At 66.7% G+C, this 20945-nt stretch carries 15 protein-coding genes and 2 pseudogenes; 5 read left to right on the forward strand and 12 right to left on the reverse strand.

What is annotated here, in order from left to right:
- The first annotated feature begins 119 nt into the window (after window positions 1-119).
- A complete protein-coding gene (locus tag DL544_RS17615) occupies window positions 120-1340 on the forward strand; it encodes a multifunctional CCA addition/repair protein (RefSeq protein WP_139727660.1) in 1221 nt (406 codons plus the stop codon).
- A gap of 47 nt (window positions 1341-1387) precedes the next feature.
- On the opposite strand, the gene DL544_RS17620 is transcribed toward DL544_RS17615, so the two are convergent.
- The 6 genes from DL544_RS17620 to DL544_RS17645 all read right to left on the reverse strand — a co-directional run bounded on the left by DL544_RS17620 (window position 1388) and on the right by DL544_RS17645 (window position 4287).
- Window positions 1388-1585, reverse strand: coding sequence for a hypothetical protein (locus tag DL544_RS17620; RefSeq protein ID WP_139727662.1), 198 nt, complete (start codon window positions 1583-1585; stop codon window positions 1388-1390).
- 102 nt (window positions 1586-1687) lie between these two features.
- Window positions 1688-2122: an SseB family protein gene (locus tag DL544_RS17625; protein WP_005419309.1), complete on the reverse strand. Its 435-nt coding sequence runs from the start codon at window positions 2120-2122 to the stop codon at window positions 1688-1690.
- 78 nt (window positions 2123-2200) lie between these two features.
- Window positions 2201-2560 carry a helix-turn-helix domain-containing protein gene (locus tag DL544_RS17630; protein WP_069139190.1) on the reverse strand — a complete coding sequence of 120 codons (360 nt, stop codon included), beginning with the start codon at window positions 2558-2560 and terminating at the stop codon, window positions 2201-2203.
- Window positions 2557-2859 carry a type II toxin-antitoxin system HigB family toxin gene (locus tag DL544_RS17635; RefSeq protein ID WP_065178056.1) on the reverse strand — a complete coding sequence of 101 codons (303 nt, stop codon included), beginning with the start codon at window positions 2857-2859 and terminating at the stop codon, window positions 2557-2559. The genes DL544_RS17630 and DL544_RS17635 overlap by 4 nt, the downstream gene beginning before the upstream one ends.
- 49 nt (window positions 2860-2908) lie before the next feature.
- Window positions 2909-3247 carry a hypothetical protein gene (locus tag DL544_RS17640; RefSeq protein WP_139727664.1) on the reverse strand — a complete coding sequence of 113 codons (339 nt, stop codon included), beginning with the start codon at window positions 3245-3247 and terminating at the stop codon, window positions 2909-2911.
- Entirely contained in the window at window positions 3244-4287 is a 1044-nt protein-coding gene (locus DL544_RS17645; RefSeq protein WP_005419313.1) for a S41 family peptidase, read from the reverse strand. The genes DL544_RS17640 and DL544_RS17645 overlap by 4 nt, the downstream gene beginning before the upstream one ends.
- A 567-nt stretch (window positions 4288-4854) precedes the next feature.
- Here DL544_RS17645 and DL544_RS22560 point away from each other — a divergent pair.
- Window positions 4855-5136, forward strand: a complete 282-nt coding sequence (locus DL544_RS22560) for a hypothetical protein (RefSeq protein WP_479692423.1) — start codon at window positions 4855-4857, stop codon at window positions 5134-5136.
- 101 nt (window positions 5137-5237) lie between these two features.
- On the opposite strand, the pseudogene DL544_RS22565 reads toward DL544_RS22560, so the two are convergent.
- The 6 genes and pseudogenes from DL544_RS22565 to DL544_RS17680 form a co-directional block, all read right to left on the reverse strand.
- Window positions 5238-8251: pseudogene (locus DL544_RS22565) on the reverse strand (autotransporter family protein).
- 298 nt (window positions 8252-8549) lie between these two features.
- A pseudogene (locus DL544_RS17660) lies at window positions 8550-9615 on the reverse strand (acyltransferase family protein).
- Window positions 9615-10763, reverse strand: coding sequence for an N-acetylglucosamine-6-phosphate deacetylase (gene nagA / locus DL544_RS17665; RefSeq protein WP_139727666.1), 1149 nt, complete (start codon window positions 10761-10763; stop codon window positions 9615-9617). Before nagA ends, DL544_RS17660 begins: the two are co-directional and overlap by 1 nt.
- The gene (locus DL544_RS17670; protein ID WP_005419331.1) at window positions 10763-11791 is read right to left on the reverse strand and encodes an SIS domain-containing protein; all 1029 of its coding nucleotides are present in this window, start codon (window positions 11789-11791) and stop codon (window positions 10763-10765) included. Before DL544_RS17670 ends, nagA begins: the two co-directional genes overlap by 1 nt.
- A 7-nt stretch (window positions 11792-11798) precedes the next feature.
- A complete protein-coding gene (locus DL544_RS17675; protein WP_139727668.1) occupies window positions 11799-12866 on the reverse strand; it encodes a LacI family DNA-binding transcriptional regulator in 1068 nt (355 codons plus the stop codon).
- Window positions 12867-12905: 39 nt separating this feature from the next.
- Window positions 12906-14198, reverse strand: coding sequence for a sugar MFS transporter (locus tag DL544_RS17680; RefSeq protein ID WP_005419333.1), 1293 nt, complete (start codon window positions 14196-14198; stop codon window positions 12906-12908).
- Between the two features lie 375 nt (window positions 14199-14573).
- Between DL544_RS17680 and DL544_RS17685 the strand changes: the two genes are divergently transcribed.
- From DL544_RS17685 to DL544_RS17695, 3 genes are all read left to right on the forward strand, one after another.
- Window positions 14574-15590: a glucokinase family protein gene (locus DL544_RS17685; protein WP_139727670.1), complete on the forward strand. Its 1017-nt coding sequence runs from the start codon at window positions 14574-14576 to the stop codon at window positions 15588-15590.
- A 143-nt stretch (window positions 15591-15733) separates the two neighbouring features.
- Entirely contained in the window at window positions 15734-18397 is a 2664-nt protein-coding gene (locus DL544_RS17690) for a TonB-dependent receptor (protein WP_139727672.1), read from the forward strand.
- 111 nt (window positions 18398-18508) lie between these two features.
- A complete protein-coding gene (locus DL544_RS17695) occupies window positions 18509-20866 on the forward strand; it encodes a family 20 glycosylhydrolase (protein ID WP_139727674.1) in 2358 nt (785 codons plus the stop codon).
- Window positions 20867-20945 lie beyond the last annotated feature (79 nt).

The raw sequence follows: 20945 nt of genomic DNA on the forward strand, positions 1-20945 counted from the left end.
CCGTGATGCCTCTGTATTGGTAGTGCCGGCCGCTGGCCGGCAACCGCAGCCATTCCGAAGCTGCCGGCCAGCGGCCGGCACTACCGGAACATCTGCGCCGGCCGTGCGATCATTCCCCCATGAAGATCTATCTTGTCGGCGGCGCCGTGCGCGACCGCCTGCTGCAGCGCCCTGCCGGCGACCATGACTGGGTGGTGGTTGGCGCCACGCCCGCGCAGATGGAAGCGCTGGGCTACACTGCGGTTGGCCGTGACTTCCCGGTGTTCCTGCACCCGAACACGGGTGAGGAATACGCACTGGCGCGCACCGAGCGCAAATCCGGCCGCGGCTATCGCGGCTTCGTGGTGGATGCTGATCCGGCCGTAACGCTGGAAGAAGACCTGCAGCGCCGCGACTTCACCATCAACGCGATTGCCTGCGACGAAGACACCGGCACGCTGGTCGATCCCTACGGTGGTGTGCGCGATATCGAGCAACGCGTGCTGCGCCATGTCGGTCCTGCGTTCGTCGAAGATCCATTGCGCGTGCTGCGCGCGGCCCGTTTCATGGCGCGCTTCGCACCGCTGGGCTTTACCGTCGCCGAAGAGACCATGGCGCTGATGCGCGAGGTCGCCGCCAGTGGCGAGCTGGACGCGCTGGTGCCGGAGCGCGTCTGGCAGGAACTGCGCAAGGCGCTGGTCAGTGAGCGGCCCTCCGCCTTCCTGCGCACGCTGCACGATGCGCATGCCCTGGGCCCGATCCTGCCCGAGCTGGAAGCGCTGTACGGCGTGCCGCAACGTGCCGAGTTCCACCCCGAGATCGATACCGGCATCCACCAGGAAATGGTCAGCGACATGGCCGCGAAACTGGCGCCGGGTGATGACCTGGTCGGCTTCGCCGCGCTCACCCACGATCTCGGCAAGGGCCTGACCCCGCCGGAGGAATGGCCGCGCCACATCATGCACGAGCAGCGCGGCATCAAGCCGCTGAAGGCACTGTGTACGCGGTTGAAGATTCCCGCCGAGCACCAGCAGCTGGCCGAAGCGGTCTGCCGCGAGCACTTGAACGTGCACCGCATCGACGAACTACGCGATGCCACCGTGCTGGAACTGCTGGGCCGCTGTGATGCGCTGCGCCGGCCGGAACGCGTGGCCCGCATCGCGTTGTGCTGCGAGGCCGACAAGCGCGGCCGGCTCGGTTTCGAGGATGCCGACTACCCGCAGGGCGAAACGCTCAAGCGCCTGCACCGGGCAGCGCTGTCAGTGCAGGCGCGGGATCTGGATACCACGCATCTGAAGGGCCCGGCCATCGGTGAGGCACTCGCCAAGGCCCGGGTGAAAGCCATCGCCGCTGCCCGCTGAAGCATCTGGTGATGCCGGCTGCTGGCCGGCACCTTCACATCGCCCGTCTAACGACGGCGCTTCCGCGAGAAATGGTCGACAGCATGAGCACCCAACATGATGGGTTGCATCAAGAGGAACAGCCATCCACCCAGCCGGAGCGTCTCCACCGGATTGAACCGGGTGATGAACGCAGCTGCCAGAGTCAAACCCACAAGAAGGCCGATCTCATAGACCCACAGCGATCGGTTAGAACGCTTGCCCACGATGCTCCTCCCCATTGAACAGGACGCGCTTGCAAGCCATCGCAGCCGTCCTGCACCACGGGTAGTGCCGGCCGTTGGCCGGCAACCACGCAATCGCTGGATTCAGTGCGCCATGCCGCGGGTAATCGCCGCCGCACGCTGCTTCAGCTGGGCCACGGCATCGGGAATCATCTCCATGCCCACGTCCAGGCCCGGGTTCAGGACCAGGCCGACGCCGTCGCCGATACCGGCCAGCAGCGCGTGCACCGCGATCGGCATGGCATGCGCAAACTGCGGCAGCTGCTCGTGCCACAGGCCCGCGCGCTCGGGGGCAGTGAACACCGCGAACATCGGCTCGCCGCTCTCGCTGGTCAGCACCAGCGGCGAGATGCTTTCGTCCCAGGCGCCATCCTCACCAATGGCCTTGTCCAGCAGCACGAACGCCGTCGAAGTCAGCAGGCCGTCGAGGAACTGCGCTGCGGTCAGCGTACCGTCCTGGGCCTGCAGCAGGCGCACCTCGAGGTCGTTGAGGGGTTCGAACGGGGTGTCGTGGTCCATGGTCGGTTCCGGTACGTGGTTGCAGGCTGCAACTTTAACAGGCCGGGAGTGAGGCACGGCAGCGTATCGGTAGGGGCTTCAGCGGCCGATGAGACTTTCTGCGGGAATGCCCAGGTTGCGGTGAAGCTTCCGGATCATTTCAAGAGTCAGACCGCGCTTGCGATTCAACACCTCATAGACACGGTTGAGCTGGCCGATGGAGGGCACCAGATCCTTCACGGTCAGACCGCCCTGCTCCATGCGGAAGCGGATTGCATCGATGGGATCTGGCGGCTCGATCGGGTAGTGCTTCGCTTCGTAGGCTTCAACCAGCGTTACGAGAATTTCAAATCGATCGCCATCTTCGCTGCCCGGCTCCGGCTCGTTGTCGACATAGGCCGAAATCATGCGCAGCGCGTTTTCGTAGTCGCTTTCCGTACGGATGGGATGGATGTTCATAGAAGCTCCACAGTGTCGGCGTCGATCCGGTCGTACTCGGCGTGGGTGCCAATGAACTTGATGTAGACCACTTGAAACCTGTAACCCACAGCGACGATGAGCCGGTAGCTGTTGCCTTTTATGTTGAACACCACACGACTATTGGCCACGAAACTTGCGCTTGCGTAACGTTGGCGTACGTCATGCGGTGTGTCCCAGACGGCGTGCCTCACTTCGTCATACCAGGACCTCAGCGCTGCTTCCGAATCAGGGTGACGTTCCCAGAATCGTTTCAGCGTCGCCAAAGCAACCACTTTCATTCGGATATCCTAGTCCCAATTTGGGATATAAGCAACCGTGTCATCTCCATCAGCGGCCGATGTATCCGTGCCGCCACATCCATCCGGCCACCGCCAGCGCGGCGCCCCCTAACAGCATCAACGGCAGGCCGAAGCGGTGCCGCCACGGGATCGGCACCCCACCCAGCTGCTGGTCCATGGTCTCGGTATCCAGCACCCAGCCGTGCTCGCAACGGGTACAGGCCAGTTCGTAGCGGCGCTGGTAGGTGAAGCCGAACAGCAGGTCGATGCGCGCCATTTTGTAGCGCAGCTGCGGGGCGAATTCGGTTTCGGTCTGGCAGCGCAGGCAGTGGTGGGCTTCGGTGGGGCCGACGATCAGCACCCGTTCCTGTTGACCGATCAGGATCATGACCGGGTGCCTTGGCAGGCGGGCTGGGCCAGCAGCCAGGCTTGGGCGGCGGCCACGGTGGCGGCGTCCCCGTCGACGCGCTGGTCGGGCTCGATCTTCAAGCCATCACCACGATCATTGCGGTCCCGCATCACGCTGGTGGTCAGCAGCAGGCGACTGCCATCGGCAAGCGTGTGCACGACATTGCCAGTGGAGACACCCGCAGTAGGCTGACCGAAACTCCGCGTCTGCGGACGACCACGCCACGCCAGCACCGAGGCCTCGCCCGAACTGCCGGTGCGCGGCCCGAACAGCACCGCCACCGGCGCGCCGGGCTGCCGCAGCACATAGCCGGACTGGCCGAAGTCCAGCACCGACTTGCCTGCACGCTGTACAGCGGTCGCGGTCAACGTCCAGCGCTCCGGCCCCTGTGCGGCTTCGAACGCTCCCACATCTTCGTTGTTCACCACCGAGGTGCGCAGCAACGGTGCCATGCCCAGCAGCATCGGCCACATGTTGCCACCGCTGTTGTCACGCAGGTCGACGATCCAGCCACAGCGCATGCCGTCGTCCTTGCTACGGATTACCTGCTGCCACCGCGCGGCGCGCTGGATGTCCTGGCGGAATTTCTCCTGCGGCGTCGCGCCGGGCATAGGGGCATAGCCCTCGATGACCACCCAGCCGATGCGCGCATCCACCGCATCGACGGCCTTGGCCTGGTCCACGGCGGCGGCACCGGCCTGCTGCGCGCGCGCAAGGGATTCACGCTGGCGCTGGGTCGTGGTCCATGCACCATGGTGGCCGGTGCTGAGCGCAATGGCTTCGCGCAGAACGGCCAGCCGTTGCGCGGGGTCGCCCTGCGCCGATTGCAGGCGGATGCGGATGGCGGGCCAGTCCACCCGATCGCGATACAGCGCCTGGCGTTCAAGCAGGCTGAGGATCTCGGCCAGGGCCTCCGGCGAGGGCACCTCGACCGTGCTTGGCGTATCGGCCATGGCGCCGGTCGCCAGCAACACGAACATCAGCGCGCCGATGCGACGCACTCCCTTGCGAACCTGCATGCGACGCTTCCTTGTCGTTGAGTCAGGACCGCAGCATAACCGGGGCATGATCGCTTGCGCCACGCGCGAACTGTCGTATCCGGCCCGGTCGCTGATTGCAGCAAGGCGGCTTGCGTGCAGTCACCACATTGCAACTTTGCCCATGTCATCGCGGCGCACAACGCGCCAAGGTGGCCCCCGTCGGCGCTTCCTGCGCTGACCGGGATTGGCGTCCTGAATGAAGCTTTTCACGAGCGGGCTTGCAACGTCGTTGCCTGCCCGAACAATGCACCGTCCGTCGTTCTGCGGCGGGCGGTGCGTGGGGATCCCCGGATCCGCCGGCGTCATTCCTCGTGAAGAGCTTCACCGGCACGCCAACCCGCACCGCCCGCCACCTTGCATCCCGCAGGTGGCCTTGCCTTGTGAGGTTGCTGCCATGAACACGCCCTACCCCACCTATCCGCGCCTGCAGGCACTGCTCGGTGCTGCATTGCCCGACCTGCAGCTGTCCACTACGGCAGCCGAAGCGCTGGAAGATGCGCTCACCGAAGCCGACGAACAGGCGCCGCAGTCGGCGTTCTTCGCCGGTTGCGCGGCATCGCACACAGCCACGGAGCCGACGGCCAGGCGTGGCGCGAGCGGCAACTCAGCGAGGCGCGCGGCCGGGAACTGGCCGAGGCGACGCGCTGTCTTGCCGCATTGTCCGCCTGCGGCGGTGTGTTGCTGGCGGCGCAGTCGGCGCGGGAGATGGATGGTGCGCAGGCGCAGTGTCCACCGCAGGTGGAGGAAGGGCTGCTGCATGCGGTGGTGGTGCTGGCCGATCATGCCGGAGCGTTGGTGGAGCCGGATGCGTGCGCGCCGTTGTCGTAGAGCCGAGCCTACGCTCGGCTGCGCTGTGCTCATGGCGTCGGTGGGTTCAGTGCCGACCAAGGTCGGCACCTACCAGAGCAGGGTCCCCGAGCGCAAGGGCGCTACCAGTCCGCGCGCAGCCCGATGTTGCCTTCGATGATGCGGCGCTTCTCGTTGCGGTCGCCGCCCAGCTCGCGCGTGTAGTCGGCCACGGCGTACGCACTGATGGTGCGGTTGAAGCGCCCGACCACACCCACGCCGGCTTCCAGCGCGCGTGAACGCTGCGAATTGATGATCACGTCGTCGTCGAAGCGGATGCGATCCTCGCCGGAACGACCATGCCAGTAATTCAGCTTGAAATACGGTTGCCAGCCGTTGTCGGCCAGCTGGTAATCGCCGGCCAAACGCAGGCCCACACGGCCGGTCCAGGCGTTGTCGTTGTCGAAGCGCACGCTCGATATTTCATCGCGACGGTCATCCAGCGAAGTGCGTTGCCAGATCACCTGCACCTGCGGTTCCAGCCACCATGCGGACTGCCCGAAGTGCAGCAGCGGCTTGCCAGCCTCCACCGACACACTGGTGCCGTCGCCGCTCAGGCCGAAGCCGAGCCCGCGCGAGGCCGTCGTAGCGGCTCTGCATCGCCACGGCGTCGATGTAGGCACCGCTGCTGTCGGTGAACGTCCAGTACAGGCCCACGTGCTTGTCGTCCAGGCGGTTCTGGCCCACCTGTACGTTCTCCCAGCCCAGTGCCAGGCCGGTGGTCTTGCCCTGCGCGCGGGTGCGGCCGACGAACACGCCGATCTGGTTGCGGTGGTTGTCCGACGCCGCAGCCCATACGTCGAGGCCGGCCTGCAGGCCCATCACGTCGCCATCAAAGCCGGGCTGTGCATCGCCCTTCCAATGGATCTCGCTGCTCTGCCCCACCAGGCGACCCCAGGCGGTGCGGAATGCGCCCTGGTTGTACAGCAGGCGCTGTTCGCCCTGCCGCTCGTGGAAGGTACCGAGGCTGGCCAGCGAGGTCTCGCGCAGCAGCGGCGGCACCACCGCGTAGGCGGCGGTCTCCACGCGGTACAGCGGTACCACCGCGCCTTCGGCCGGGCGTGCACCCGGCGTCGGCGGCGCGCCGGTACCGGGCAATGCACCGCCGGCCACGGGCACGTCCGGCACCGCCGGATCGCTGGGCGGTGCCACCGGCGCCGGTTCCGGCGGCGGCGGCGGTGGTGCGGTCTCGCCTGCGGTCAGGTCCGGATCGATGGCGCCTTCGGGCGGCGGTGGCGGCGCCGGGGCAATGGGGGGCGGGGGTGCCACCGGCGGCGTCAGCGGCGGTGGGGTGGCGCTGCCACCACCGTTGGGTGCCGGCGTCGGGCCGGTCACCAGCGTCGAACGCAGGTACCAGTTCTCGCTGGTGCCGGCACTGACACCGCCCTTGAACAGGAAGTACTCGTAGGCACCGGCCGCGACCGGTGCAAACAGCGAGAACGCGCCCGGCGCGGTGCGGCCACCATTCAAGGCCTGCACCACCAGGATGCCGTCGGCCAGCGTGGCCGCGCCGCTGCCGCCGGCATTGAGTACGCCGATGCCGGTGGTGCCGGTGGCGATACCGCCATCGATCACCAGGCGATCGCTGGGCGAGTTGTCCGCGCCCAGCACGGTACGCAGGTACAGGCCCCCGCCGTCACCACGGTAGTTGCCACGCACGGTGAACACGTCGCCGGCGCCGGTACCGGTCAGGTCGATGCGCCCGGCATTGACCATCTCCACCAGTGCAGCACTGTTGAATGGGCGGATGGCATGGCCGCCACTGCCCGCGTAGACGGTGCTGGTGTCGTCCACCGTGAGCGTACCGGTGCCGGTTGCGCTGTCGCCCAGCACCAGGTCGCCATCGAAGCTCAGCTCCGTGCTGTTGGCCAGGCTGATCGCCTCCCAGTTCTGGAAGCGGCCCACGCCTGCGGTCTTGACGTTGCTCAGGTTGAGCTGGTCGATGCCACTGCCCCCGTCGAACAGCGGCACCGCACCCAGGTTGCCTTGGTTGAGGTTGCTGAGGTTGGCCACGTCGTTGTCTGGGCCCATGTCGATCGCACCGTAGACAATGCCACCGCCGCTCCAGTTGAAGGTGTCATCGCCGGTACTGAGCAGTATCTGCCCGCGCACGGTACCATCGGTGATGGTCACGCTGTCGTTGCCGCCGCTGACGCTGATGTTGCCGCCGATGTAGGCCGTGCCCGAAATGATGATGGTGTCGGTGTCGAAGCCGGTCACCACGTTGCCATCAACAGTACCGCCGGACTGGTCCCACAGGTTCTTGTCCAGCTTCATGTTGACGCGGCCGATGCGGCCTGCGGTCATCCAGGCCTGGTCGCCATCTTCGAACGCACCGACGATGCGGCCACCGCTCATGCGGAAGGTATCGATGTTGTCGCCCTGCTGCAGCGCGCCGATCGTGCCGCCACTCATGACGAAATCATCGCGGCCACTGCCCTGCGCCACCACGCCGGTGACGGTGCCGCCGGTGACGGTCATCTGGTCATCGCCGCTACCCTGGTCGATGCTGTCGATGGTGCCATTGCCCAGCAGCAGCACATCGTTGCCATCTCCTTGCAGGACGCCGCCGCTGATGCTGCCGGCCTGCATCTCGAGGCGGTCGTTGCCCGAATCGAACTGTACGCCAGTGCGCCCGCTGATCGTTCCACGGTTGACCAACACGCTGTCGCCGGCGCCAACGAACTGCAGCGCGATGTTGTTGCCGGTGCTGATGCTGCCCGAATTCTCGACACGGCTGCCGCCACCGAGCTGGACCGCCCCCCCCCACCGAACTGATCGTGCCGAGGTTGGACAGCAGGTGCCCGCCGGCCCCGACCAGCGAAATCGCACTGCCACCACCGCTCTGCTGCAACTGGGCACCGCTGGCGACGTTGACGCTGATGCCCGCTTCGCCGCTGGCTGTGATAGGCACCGTCTGCGGATTCGGCGCGTTGGCATCGCAGGTGACCGTCTGGCCGGTGACCGGCGCGACGGTGCTGCAGCCAGCCCAGGCGGCGCTGGCGGTCAACAGCACCATGGACGGGACAGCCAGTGCCTGAAGCACGGAAACGGTGAGGCGGCGCGGACGGAAAGCGCGCGGGACGGCACGGGTCATACAGTTCTCCTGGACAGGGAATCAGGAACTGCAAATGCACACTGCTGCGTGTGCAGTCTGGCGTGATGTGAACCGTTTCGATAGGTGAACTTGCGTGCGGGAAATCACATTTCGGATGTGAAATCGCCGGGCCCTCACGCCAATGTGATGTGGCTGAAATCGTTCATTTTTCCGGCATCCGGAATCACGCGCAAAGCATCCACGCATGGCGTGGATCTACTGATCCTGCATCGCCAATCGATTCAATCGTGGCACCTGGTAGATCCACGCCATGCGTGGATGGCGTTGGCGGATGGGGTCAGATCTTCAGGTAGATCTTCCGCCGGTCCAGCCACCATGCCACGCCCCACCAGAGTGCGACGAACGCCAGCGCCTGCAGCATCGATGCCAGCTCGAGCGCCTGCGGCATCGCGGCGGCCAGCTGCTGCCAGATCCAGCTCCAGGCACCGCTGGCCATCAACGCCACCGACATCACCGAGGCCCCCAGATACGCGGTGATCGCATTGACGCCGAAGCGCCGGCCCAGCGCCGGCCATCCTTCAGGTCTATCAGCACGTGGCCCAGCCACAGCGCCAGCGCGGCCAGGCCACCGGTCCACAGCACGTAACTGGGCGTCCACAGCTGCTTGTTCAACGGCAGCACCCCGGCCAGCAACAGGCCCAGCACGGCGGTCGCCACGCCCAGCCCGGCCAGTGCCGTCGGACGCCCGCTGCGCAGCAGGCCACCGGCCAACAGGCCGAGCACGGTACTGCCCAGTGCACCCAGCGTGCTCAGCAATCCTTCCGGGTCATGGCCGAGGCGGGTATCGGCACGCCATTGATAGATCCACGGTGCGAACAGCGTGGTGTCCAGGCGGCTGGCCGGGTTGGTCCACGGCGCCAGGTCACCGACGCCCAGCAGCAGCACCGTGTACCCCACCAGCAGTCCAACAAGCATGCCGGCCTGCATGCGCGGCCGTGCATACACCGCCAGCACACCCACCAGCGCCGCGCACACGGCGATCCGTTGCAGCACCCCCAGATGCGGAAGTGGTGTGTATCCAGCGCCCACCAGATCAGCAGATGCAGCAGCGCACCGGCCACCAGGATGCGCAGCGCGCGCTCCAGCACACCGCGCGCCAGTGCAGGACGCGCAGCGGCATCCAGCGCGCGCGGTGCCACGCTGAAGGCCATCGACACGCCCACCAGGAACAGGAAGAACGGGAACACCAGATCGGTAGGCGTGCAGCCATGCCATTCCGAATGGCGCAGCGGCGCGAACACTGCACTCCAGTCGCCTGGATTGTTGACCAGCAGCATCGCCGCCACGGTGATGCCGCGCAGGGCATCGATCGAGCCCAGACGGCGTGGCGGCGTACTGTTCATCAGGCGGCCTCGTACTGTCCGGCAATCCAGGTGCCACGTACCTGCAGGGCGTCATCCAGCAGCACCAGGTCGGCCTGGTAGCCCTCGGCGATGTGGCCCAGGCGGTCGTCGACATTGAGGAACTGCGCCGGGTAGGTCGAAGCCATGCGCGCGGCTTCGGCCAGCGGCTGGCCGAGCAGCTGCACGGTGTTGCGCACCGCCGTGGCCATGTCCAGCGCCGAGCCCGCCAGCGAACCGGCGGCATTGCGCACCACGCCGTCGATGGCGGTGATGGTTTCGCCGTACAGCACGTAGCTGGGATCATCCGCACCGACCGGCGGCATCGCATCGGTCACCAGCAGCAGGCGGCCGCGCGGCTTGGCCGCCAGTGCCACGCGCAGGCTGGCCGGATGCACGTGCACGCCATCGACGATGATGCCGATCCAGCTGTCGCGGTCTTCCAGCGCAGCGCCCACCGCGCCGGGCTCACGGCCCTGCAGCGGCGACATCGCGTTGTACAGATGGGTGAAGCCACGCACACCGGCATCCAGGCCGGCGCGGATCTCTTCGTAGGTGCCTGCGGTGTGGCCGGCGGCCACGATCACGCCACGTTCGACCAGCGCGCGGATGGTCTCCAGCGGCACGCGCTCCGGCGCCAGGGTCAGCAGGGTCACCCCGTTGTCCAGCGACGCGGCCAGCGCGATCTCTTCTTCGTCCGGCACGCGGAACTTGCTGGCATCGTGCGTGCCCTTGCGCGTCGGCGCGATGTAGGGCCCTTCGAGATGGATGCCGATCACGCCCGGCAAGCCCTGCGCGATCGCCTCGCGCATCGCACCGATGGCTTCGCGCATCACCGCCACGTCATCGCTGATCAGCGTGGGCAGCATCGCGGTGGTACCGAAGCGGCGGTGAGCCTGCGCGATGGTACGCAGCGAGGCAACATCGGGCGTGTTGTTGAACAACGCGCCGCCACCGCCATTGACCTGCACGTCGATGAAGCCGGGCAGCAGCCAGCCGCCGCCCAGGTCCACCTGCTCGGCAGCATGGCCAAGCTGTGGTGCGGCGTCGGGCAACAGAGCGGTGATCTGCCCGTTTTCGATCACCACCGCCAGGTCATCGCGGAAATCATCGCCGGCGAGAATGCGGGCGTTGCGCAGCACCGTTGCCATCACACCGTCTCCGTAACCTTGTTCAGATGCGGCGGCAGATCCGGGTTGAAGCCACGACGCAGCGCCAGCGCATTGATCGCGCGATAGAAGCTCTGCACGGTCAGCAGCGGTGCGCACAGCGGGTGCGGTGCGGCCGCCACCGGCAGGTTGCCGCCGGCCCCGGCCAGCCACACCTGCGCGCCCCGTGCAGAAAATTCCTCGACCACCGCGCGGGTGCCGGCGCCGGTTTCGTCGGGCTGGGCGAAGGCCAGCACCGGGAAGCCGCGGTCGACCAGCGCCATCGGGCCATGCTTCACTTCGGCCGAGCTGTAGGCTTCGGCGTGCAGGCTGCAGGTTTCCTTGAACTTCAGCGCCGCTTCCTGCGCCGCGCCCAAGCCCAGGCCACGGCCGAGCACGAACAGGTTGGTGGCCTCGACCAGGCCTTCGGTCACCGCACTCCAGTCGCACTGCCAGGCTTCACGCATCGCGTCCGGCAGCAGGTCCAGCGCGTTGCGCAGGCTGCTGTCCTGCTTCCAGTAGGCGGCCAGCTGCAGCAGTGCAGCCAGCGAGGCCAGGTAGCTCTTGGTCGCCGCCACGCTCTTTTCGGCACCGGCATGCAGCGGAATGACCGTGTCGGCCAGCTGCGCCAGCGGCGAATCCTCGACGTTGACCAGCGCGATCACGCGTGCGCCAGCGGCCTTGGCCGCCTCGGCGTTGCGCAGCAGGTCCGGGCTCTTGCCCGACTGCGAAATGACGATGAACAGCGCACCGCGCAGCTGCAGCGGTGCGGCATAGACCGACCCCACCGACGGCGAGGCCGACGCAACCACCAGGCCCAGCTGGGTTTCCAGCAGGTACTTGCCGTAGGTGGCGGCATGGTCGGAGCTGCCGCGTGCACAGGTGACCACGAACGGCGGCGGCGCCGCGCGCAGGCTGGCGGCCAGGGTTTCCAGGGTGGCGTGGTTGCGCGAGAACTGGCGGGCAACCACGTCGGCCGCTTCGGCGGCCTCGGCGAACATCAGGGTGGACGTGGGGTCTGACAGCGACATGGCGGGCTCAGGCAGGATCGGAAGGAAGGGGGCGTGCGCCGGCCGGGCGCATCGGCGCGGTCGAGCCGCGCACCACCAGCTGCGGCACGAAGCCCTGGTTGTGCAGCGGTGCCGGCGCATCGTCGTAGGCGTCGCTGCGCAGTTGTGCGATCAGCAGGCGCGCGGCGTGGCGGGCGATGTCCTCGGTGGCCTGCTTGGCGGTGGTCAGCGGTGGCCACGACTGGCGCGAGAACGGGCTGTCCTCGAAACCGGCGATGGACAGGTCGTAGGGCACGTTCATGCCGGCCGACTTGGCGGCGGCCAGCACGCCGGCAGCGATTTCGTCGTTGGAACCGAAGATGGCGGTGGGCGGTTCGCGCAGCGCCAGCAGGCGGCGCGCCCCACGGAAACCATCGTCGAAGGTGTAATCGCCCTGCACCACCAGGTGCTTGTCCACGGTCATGCCGTAGTCCTTCAGCGCCGCTTCGTAGCCGGCATAGCGTTCGCCCGAGGAGCGGTGCGAGCTGCCGCCCCAGAGGAAACCGATGCGCTGGTGACCGAGCTGGATCAGGTGCTCGGTGATCTCGTAGGCCGCCTCGCGGTCGTCGACGAACACGCAGGCGCCGTCGGCCGGGTCTTCGGTGGCGGCGATGATGCGCACCAGCTTGATGCCACGCGCGGTCAGCGCCTGGATCAGGTCTCGGCGCTCGGACATCGGTGCGGTCAACACCAGCCCGGCCAGCCGCGAGCGCTGCACCCAGTCGGCCAGTTCATCGGCCAGCAACGGCGAGCTCGAATCACAGGGATGGATCTGCAGGCCGAAACCGGTCTCGCGGCACGCGGCCAGCACGCCGTTCTGCACGCCGATGATGTGGTACGGGTTCGGGTTGTCGTAGACCAGCCCGATCACGAAGGTAGTGCCGCTGCGCAGGTTGCGCGCGGACGGATCGGGCTCGTAGTCGAGCTCGGCGATGGCATGCAGCACCCGCGCACGGGTGGCCTGCATCACCGAGGGCTCATTGTTGATCACCCGCGAGACCGTCTTCAGCGAGACCTTGGCCTTCTCCGCAACGTCCTTGATGGTCGCTCTGCGCATGGGTTTTCCCTGGGGTTGGCTGCAGTCCATCATCGCCGATCAGGCCTTGTCCTGCGGCAGGCCGGCACGATGGCCGATCACCGAGTAGAACAGGATGTACAGGTAGCACGGCACCATCAGCAGCACGAACACCAGCTGGAAGTCGATGTGCTGCTTGAGCACGGCGAACAGCTGCGGAATGATCGCGCCGCCGGCGATGCCCATCACCAGCAGGGCCGAGCCGGTCTCGGTGAAGCGGCCCAGGCCGCGGATCGCCAGCGGGAAGATGGCCGGCCACATCATGGCGTTGGCGAAGCCCAGCAGGGCCACGAAGGCCACCGAGACGTAGCCGTGGGTGGCCCAGGCGCCCAGGCAGAACACCACGCCCATCACTGCCGAAATGGTCAGGTAGCGCGACTGCGAGACCAGGCCGGGGATCGCCAGCAGGCCGACCACGTAGCCGGCCAACATCGCACCCAGCGTCAGCGAGGTGAACATCTTGGTCTGGTCCAGCGGCAAGCCGAAACCGTGACCGTAGGTTCCGATCGCATCACCGGCCATGACTTCCACGCCTACGTACACGAACAGGCACAGCACGCCCAGCCACAGATGCGGGAACTGGAAGATGCTGCGGCGCTCGGCCGTTCCCGGTGCACCTGACGGCGTTGCATTGGCTTCGGAGGACTTGATCTCCGGCAGAGGCGAGAACAGCACGGCCACCGCCAGCACCACCAGCAGCGCGGCCATCGCCAGGTACGGCGCATGGATCTTGGCGGCGAATTCGTTGAGCAGCGCGACCTTGGTGACCGCGTCGGCGGCCTGCACCTGCTTGTCCAGATCGCCGATGCCGTGCAGCACCAGGGTGCCGATCAGCACCGGCGCCAGCATGCCGGCGATCTTGTTGCAGATGCCCATCAGCGCGATGCGGCGTGCCGCCGTTTCAATCGGGCCGAGGATCGAGATGTAGGGGTTGATCGCGGTCTGCAGCAGGGCGAGGCCGCTGCCGATCACGAACAGACCGCCGAGCGCGCCCGGGTACCAGCGCTGGGTGGCGAATTCACCGAACAGCGCGGCCCCCCCGGCCATCACCAGCAGGCTCAGGCTCAGGCCCTTCTTCATGCCGGTGCGGCGAAGGATCCAGGACGCCGGCAGGGCCAGGAAGAAATAGGACAGGTAGAACACCATCAGCACCAGGAAGGCACCGACCTCGCTGAGTTCGAAGGCCAACTTGACGAAGGTGATCAGCGGGCCGTTGAGCCAGGTGAAGAAGCCGATCAGGAAGAACAACACGCCAACGATGGCGATGGAGGTGGCCACGTTCGGGCGCGCGCTTGCAGCGGGGACGGCGGACATCAGGAGGGCTCCTGCGGCGACGGCCGCAGAACGCGGCGTCGGAGAGTGGCTGGGAACAACGTTGTCACATTCTTTCGATGGACAACGGCGGTTTGTCAACTTCCATGCACGCCTGCCTGAACCTCGTGCTGCACTGCGCAAGTCCGCCGCGGTACGCCCCGCTGAATGCGCGGCAGGCCTAGAGCCCCGTGCACCAATGGTTCCCACGTGAAACCCGCACTCACACCGTGTAAACGTTTACTGCGCGCCGCATTCGTTGCGACGCAGCAACGAAAGTGTCACGAACTCGTTGACATCGTTGTCAGCGCGGTTACAGACTCCGCCCCAATCGCCGCCCCCGATCCCCGGGCCGGCCCACCTGCAGCAGGAGCCCGCGTGATCGCCAGCCACCCCGCCCCGTCGCATGTCCTGTCCCGCGTCGCGCCCTCGTTCCTGGCCGCCGACGTCGGTGGCACCCATGTGCGCGTGGCCCGGGTCCAGGCCAGCGGTGACGCCACCCATCCGGTGCAGGTGCTGGAGTACCGCAAGTACCGCAATGCCGACCATGCCGGCCTCAGCGCGATCCTGTCCGACTTCCTGGGCGAAGGCCCGCGGCCCACGCATTGCGTGGTCGCCAGCGCCGGCTATGCCCGCGAAGACGGCACGGTGATCACCGCCAACCTGCCGTGGCCGCTGTCGGCGCGCCAGGTGGAAGCCGAGGTCGGCCTGCAGCGGGTCTACATCGTCAACGATTTCGAAGCGGTGGCCTACGCCGCCGCGCAGGTGGACGCCAGTGGCGTGTTGCACCTGTGCGGGCCGGAGACCGCCGCGCGTGGCCCGACCCTGGTGGTCGGCCCCGGCACCGGCCTCGGTGCAGCGCTGTGGATCCCCACCGCGCACGGCCCGGTGGTCCTGCCCACCGAAGCCGGCCAGCCGACCCTGGCGGCCAGCACCGAACTGGAAATGGCCATCGTCCGCCACATGCAGCGCGACCGCGCGCACGTGTCGATCGAGCATGCGATCTCCGGCCCCGGCCTGATGAACCTGTACCGTGCGGTGTGCGCGCTGCAGGGGCAGGCGCCGACCCTGGCAAGCCCCGACGCAGTCACCGCTGCGGCCATGGCCGATACCGATGCGCATGCGCGCCAGGCGCTGGATGTGTTCTGTGGCCTGCTCGGCAGCACCATCGGCGACATGGCGCTGTTCTACGGCGCCCACGGTGGTGTCTACCTGGCCGGCGGCATCCTGCCGCAGATCCGCGAATACCTGCACGCCAGCACCTTCGTCGAACGCTACCTGCAGAAGGGGCCGATGGGCGAAGCGCTGGCACGCATCCCGGTAAAGGTCGTCGAGCACGGCCAGCTGGGCGTGGTTGGCGCTGCCAGCTGGTACCTGCAGCAGTCGGCCGCCTGACACCGCAACAGGCTTCAACGCAATCGCAGCACGCAGTACGTGGCACGCCAACGCACGGGACTTCGCCGCCGCCCCGCGCATGTCATCGCAACCGTAACCGAACACCGCCGCCGGCACCCAATCGAGTGATGAGGAGAGACATCATGAACACCCGCAAGACCCTGCTTTCGGCCGCCATCGTCAGCTGCATCGCCTTCAGTGCGCACGCGCAGCAGGCGGCCCCGACCGCCACCGATCTGGACACCGTGACCGTTACCGGCATCCGTGGCTCGATGGAGAAGTCGCTGGACACCAAGCGCGAAGCCAATGCGCGCGTGGAAGTGGTCACCGCCGAAGACGTGGGCAAGCTGCCCGCGCACAACGTTGCCGATACCCTGCAGCGCCTGCCCGGCGTGAACATCAGCTCGTCCAGCGCCGACGAAGGTGGCTTCGATGAAGCCGACCGTGTCAGCCTGCGCGGCACCAGCCCGAGCCTGACCCAGACCCTGATCAACGGCCACACCGTCGGCTCGGCCGACTGGTTCGTGCTCAGCCAGGGCAACAACGTCGGCCGCAGCGTCAGCTACTCGCTGCTGCCGTCGGAACTGGTCAGCTCGGTGGAAGTGAACAAGTCCTCGCAGGCCAACCTGCAGGACGGCGGTACCACCGGTACCGTCAACATCATCACCCGCAAGCCGCTGGAGTTCTCCAAGCCGTTCACCGCGGAAGGCTCGATCGGCATGGTGCGCTCGGACCAGGCCAAGTCGAACGACCCGCAGTACTCGGCACTGTTCAACTACAAGAACGAGGAAGGCACCTTCGGCGTGATGGTGCAGGGCTTCAGCCAGAAGCGCGAGCTGCGCCGTGAAGCACAGGAAATCCCGGGCGGCTTCTTCAAGATCGGCGCCGGCGATCCGGTCGCCAAGACCAATCCGGACCTGATCGGCGTCAATGTGCCGGGCCTGCTGGGTTCGACCCTGTTTGAGCAGACCCGCGAGCGCAAGGGCGGCCTGGTCTCGTTGCAGTTCAAGCCGAGCGACAGCCTCACCCTGGGCCTGAGTGGTTTCAGCTCCGAGCTGAAGGCCAACAACTACAACCGCAACTTCATGATGTTCGGCAACAGCTTCGCCAAGTCGCAGGCGCCGGATCCGGGCTATGTGGTCAAGGACGGCGTGCTGACCAACGCCAGCTACAGGGGCGTGCCGGGCACCGACTATGCGGTGTACGACATGATCTACCGCGAGTCGAAGGCCAAGTCGAGCTATGTCACCTTCGATGCCGACTGGCAGATCAGCGACAGCCTGACCGCCACGTTCCAGGCCGGCAGCACCAAGGGCACCGGCGAGACGCCGCGCCAGTACATCGCCGAGGTCACCCTGGCCAACGGCGGCGGCGCCAGCTGGGCCACCCACGGCAATGGCTCGCCGATCGACTGGAACGTCGGCGGCGACCTCTCGCCCAACGGCGTGACCAGCTTCGGCACCTGGGGCAACCAGCAGGTCACCGCTGAAGACAAGGAGAAGTGGGCCACGCTCGACTTCAACCAGTACTTCAATGATGGCGGCGTACTGAGCTCGATCGACTTCGGCCTGCGTTTCGCCGACCACAAGCGCGAAGCGCTGTCGCCGGAAGGTGCAACCCCGGGTGACATCTGGAGCGCGCTGAAGAACGGTGCCACGGCCAACTATCCCAGCGGCTTTGCCGGTGACATCGGCGGCACTTTCCCGCGCAACCTGTGGTACTTCACCCCGGGCGCGCTGAAGGACGCGGTGACCAACAACTCCACCTGGCTGGCCGGCAATGACGGCCCGACCGGTCGCCACAACTATGGCGCCGAGTGGAAGGTGAAGGAAAAGAACTTCGCCGGCTACGTGCAGGCCAACTTCCGCGGCGACTGGTGGAGCGGCAACGTCGGCCTGCGCTACGTCAACATCAAGCAGGACATCGACACCTACAACGCCGTCAGCAAGGCCGCAGATGCCGATGTCAGCAGCCTGTTCGGCATGTGGGAGCGCCTGGCCTTCCAGAACAAGCGCAACCGTGTCCTGCCCAGCGCCAACATCAAGTTCGACCTGGACGACTCGCTGGTGCTGCGTGTCGCCGCCTCGCAGACCCAGACCCTGCCGGACTACTCGGCACTGGGCGCGTCCTCGTACGGCTCGGACCTGAACCGCACCGGCGGCGGCGGCAATCCGAACCTCAAGCCGACCCTGTCGACCAACCTGGATGCCAACCTGGAGTGGTACTTCATGCCGCGCGGCCTGCTGTCGGTGGGTGCGTACCACATGAAGCTGAAGGACTACATCGCCTTCGACGTGGTCTCGCGCCAGCTCTACAGCGAACTGACCAACCAGCTTGAGACCTACCAGATCTCCACCCCGATCAATGCCGACGGCAAGGTCACCGGCGTGGAAGTGGCCTACGAGCAGCCGATCGGCGAGTACTTCGGCATCAATGCCAACTACACCTACGCCAACGGCACCACCTCGCACACCTGGTCGGATGGTTCGCACAACCTGCTGGGCACCTCGAAGAACACCTACAACGTGGGTGCCTACTTCGAGAACGAGCGTTTTGGCGCCCGGGTCAGCTACACCCGCCGTTCCTCGTTCCTGATCAGCCTGTCGGGCACCAACCCGTATTACCAGGATGATTTCGGCACGCTGTCGGCATCGCTGAGCTACAAGGCCACCGATTGGCTGAGCATCAGCCTGGATGGCCTGAACCTCAACAACCCGACCTACAAGTACTACCAGACCGCGGCCATCCCGACCTCGTTCTACAGCAACGGTCGCCAGTACTACCTCAACTTCCGCTTCAAGTACTGATCCAGTGGCAGCAACATCGCCGAGTCGTGCACGCACGCCGGGCCTGGGTCATTCCGGGTCCGGCGTTTTTCATGTATAGCGTTCATCGCACCGTTCCAAGGAGTCGTTCCGATGGTCAAGCCTTCCCGCGCCCGGATGCGCAGCGCAGTGCTGCTGGGCAGCCTGCTCGCCCTGTTGCCGGCACTGCCCGCACTCGCCGCCGATCCCACGCCGGCCGCTGAAGCACCGGGTCCGCAGCTGCGTGCCGGCAGCCTGATGCTGATTCCCGCCCCGGCCACGGTGCAGCCCGGCCTGGGTAGCGGCATCACCGTACGCGCCGATACCGCGCTGCACGCCGAAGGCGAAGCCGCGCAGCGCGTCGCCACCCAGTTCGCCGACCTGCTGGCCCGCAGCGGCGGTCCGCGCCTTACGCCGGCCCAAGGCAAGGCGGCAGGCACGTCGGGCAGCATCCGCTTCCAGATCATCCCGACCTTCCGCGACAGTGGTGAGAGCTACACGCTGGAAAGCACCGCGCAGGGCGTGCTGGTGCAGGCCGGCAACGAAACCGGCCTGTTCTACGGCGCAACCACGCTTGCCCAGCTGGCCACGGGTGGCAGCAACGGCGTGCTGCCGGCGGTGCAGATCCAGGACGCGCCGCGCTTCGGCTGGCGCGGTTTCATGCTCGACTCGGCGCGGCACTTCCAGAGCCTGGACGAGATCAAGCATGTGCTCGATGCCATGGCCGCGCACAAGCTCAATACCTTCCATTGGCACCTCACCGATGACCAGGGCTGGCGCATGGAGATCAAGCGCTACCCGAAGCTGACCGAGGTGGGCAGCTGCCGCCTGCCGGCCGGCGACAGTGGCATCGATCTGGCCAGTGGCAAGGAGCATCCTTACTGCGGCTTCTACACGCAGGAGCAGATCCGCGAAGTGATCGCCTATGCCGCCAGGCTGCATATCCAGGTGATTCCAGAAATCGATGTGCCCGGCCATGCCACCGCGGCGATCGCCGCGTACCCGGAACTGGGTTCGATCAACACCCCGCTGAAGCCGATCAGCGAATGGGGCGTGTTCCCGAACCTGTTCAACGTGGAGGACAGCACCGTCACCTTCCTCGAGAACGTACTGGAAGAAGTGATCGCGCTGTTCCCTGCGAAGTACGTGCACGTCGGCGGCGACGAGGCGGTCAAGGACCAGTGGGAAGCCTCGAAACAGGTGCAGCAGCGCATGCGTGCGCTGGGCATCAAGGATGAAATGGCCATGCAGAGCCACATCATCAAGCGCCTGGAGACCTTCCTGGAGCAGCACGACCGGCGCCTGATCGGCTGGGACGAAATCCTCGAAGGCGGCCTACCACCGCAGGCCACGGTGATGTCGTGGCAGGGCACCGAAGGTGGCCTGGCTGCAGCCAGTGCCGGCCATGACGTGGTCATGTCGCCGGTGGGGTACCTGTACCTGGATTACCTGCAGACGGCCTCGCCGAATGAACCGCCGGGCCGCCCGACCCAGGTCAACCTCGGCAAGCTGTACAACTTCGAGCCGGTGCCGGCCGAGCTGGCGGCCGACAAGCGCCAGCACATTCTCGGCCTGCAGGCCAACATGTTTACCGAGCACACGCGCACCTACGCGCGCCTGCAGCACAACCTGTTCCCGCGCCTGGCCGCCGTGGCCGAGACCGGCTGGAGTACGCCGGAACATCGCGACTTCCGCGATTTCCTCGCGCGCCTGCCCGCGCAGCTGCAGCGCTACCGTGCCTGGGGCCTGGCCTACGCGCAGACCCCGTTCGAAGTGGGCGTGGACTACACCGATGATCGCGCGAAAAACTCCGTGACCCTATCGCTGGCCAACCCGCTGGGCTATGAAGTGCGCTACAGCACCGATGGCCAGCCGGTGACCGGGCAGTCGCCGTTGTACCAGCAGCCGCTGACCGCGACGCTGCCGACCACCGTGCAGGCCGCCGCGTTCTACCAGGGCCAGATGCTGGCCGCGAAGCCGACCATCGCCACGTTCACCGCGCAGTCGCTGCTCAGCCGCCGCAGCGATGCGCTGCTCAGCTGCGTGGGCAAGAAGGGGCTGGTGCTGCGCCTGGAAGACGACGGCCCGCGCGAGGGAACGCGTGCGGTGTTCAACGTCGACATCTTCCAGCCATGCTGGCGCTGGCCGCAGGCGCAGCTGGACGGCATCGGCAGCGTGGAGGTCCGCGCGGGCCGCATTCCGTACTACTTCCAGCTGGCCCACGATGAACCCAAGCGTCGCTTCGAAAAGGCCCGGAGCGCACATGGCGAAATGCTGATCCGCCGCGGTGATTGCACGGGCAAGGTGCTGGCTCAGGTACCGCTGCCGGCCACGCCCGATGCCGGTGGCTTCGTGACCCTGCGTGCGGCGCTGCCGAAGGGCACGCAGGGCACGGGTGACCTGTGCATCAACTTCACCGGCGATACGCGCCCGGCGATGTGGGTGCTGGATGAGGTCACGCTGAAGAAGTAACCGCAAGCCTGTCCTGGCGCAATCCATCCACGCATGGCGTGGATCTACTGTAGAGCCGAGCCCATGCTCGGCTGCCTTT

Origin of the sequence: Stenotrophomonas sp. pho (genome assembly GCF_006228405.1) — a bacterium.
In the GTDB taxonomy this organism is placed as follows: Bacteria; Pseudomonadota; Gammaproteobacteria; order Xanthomonadales; family Xanthomonadaceae; genus Stenotrophomonas; species Stenotrophomonas sepilia.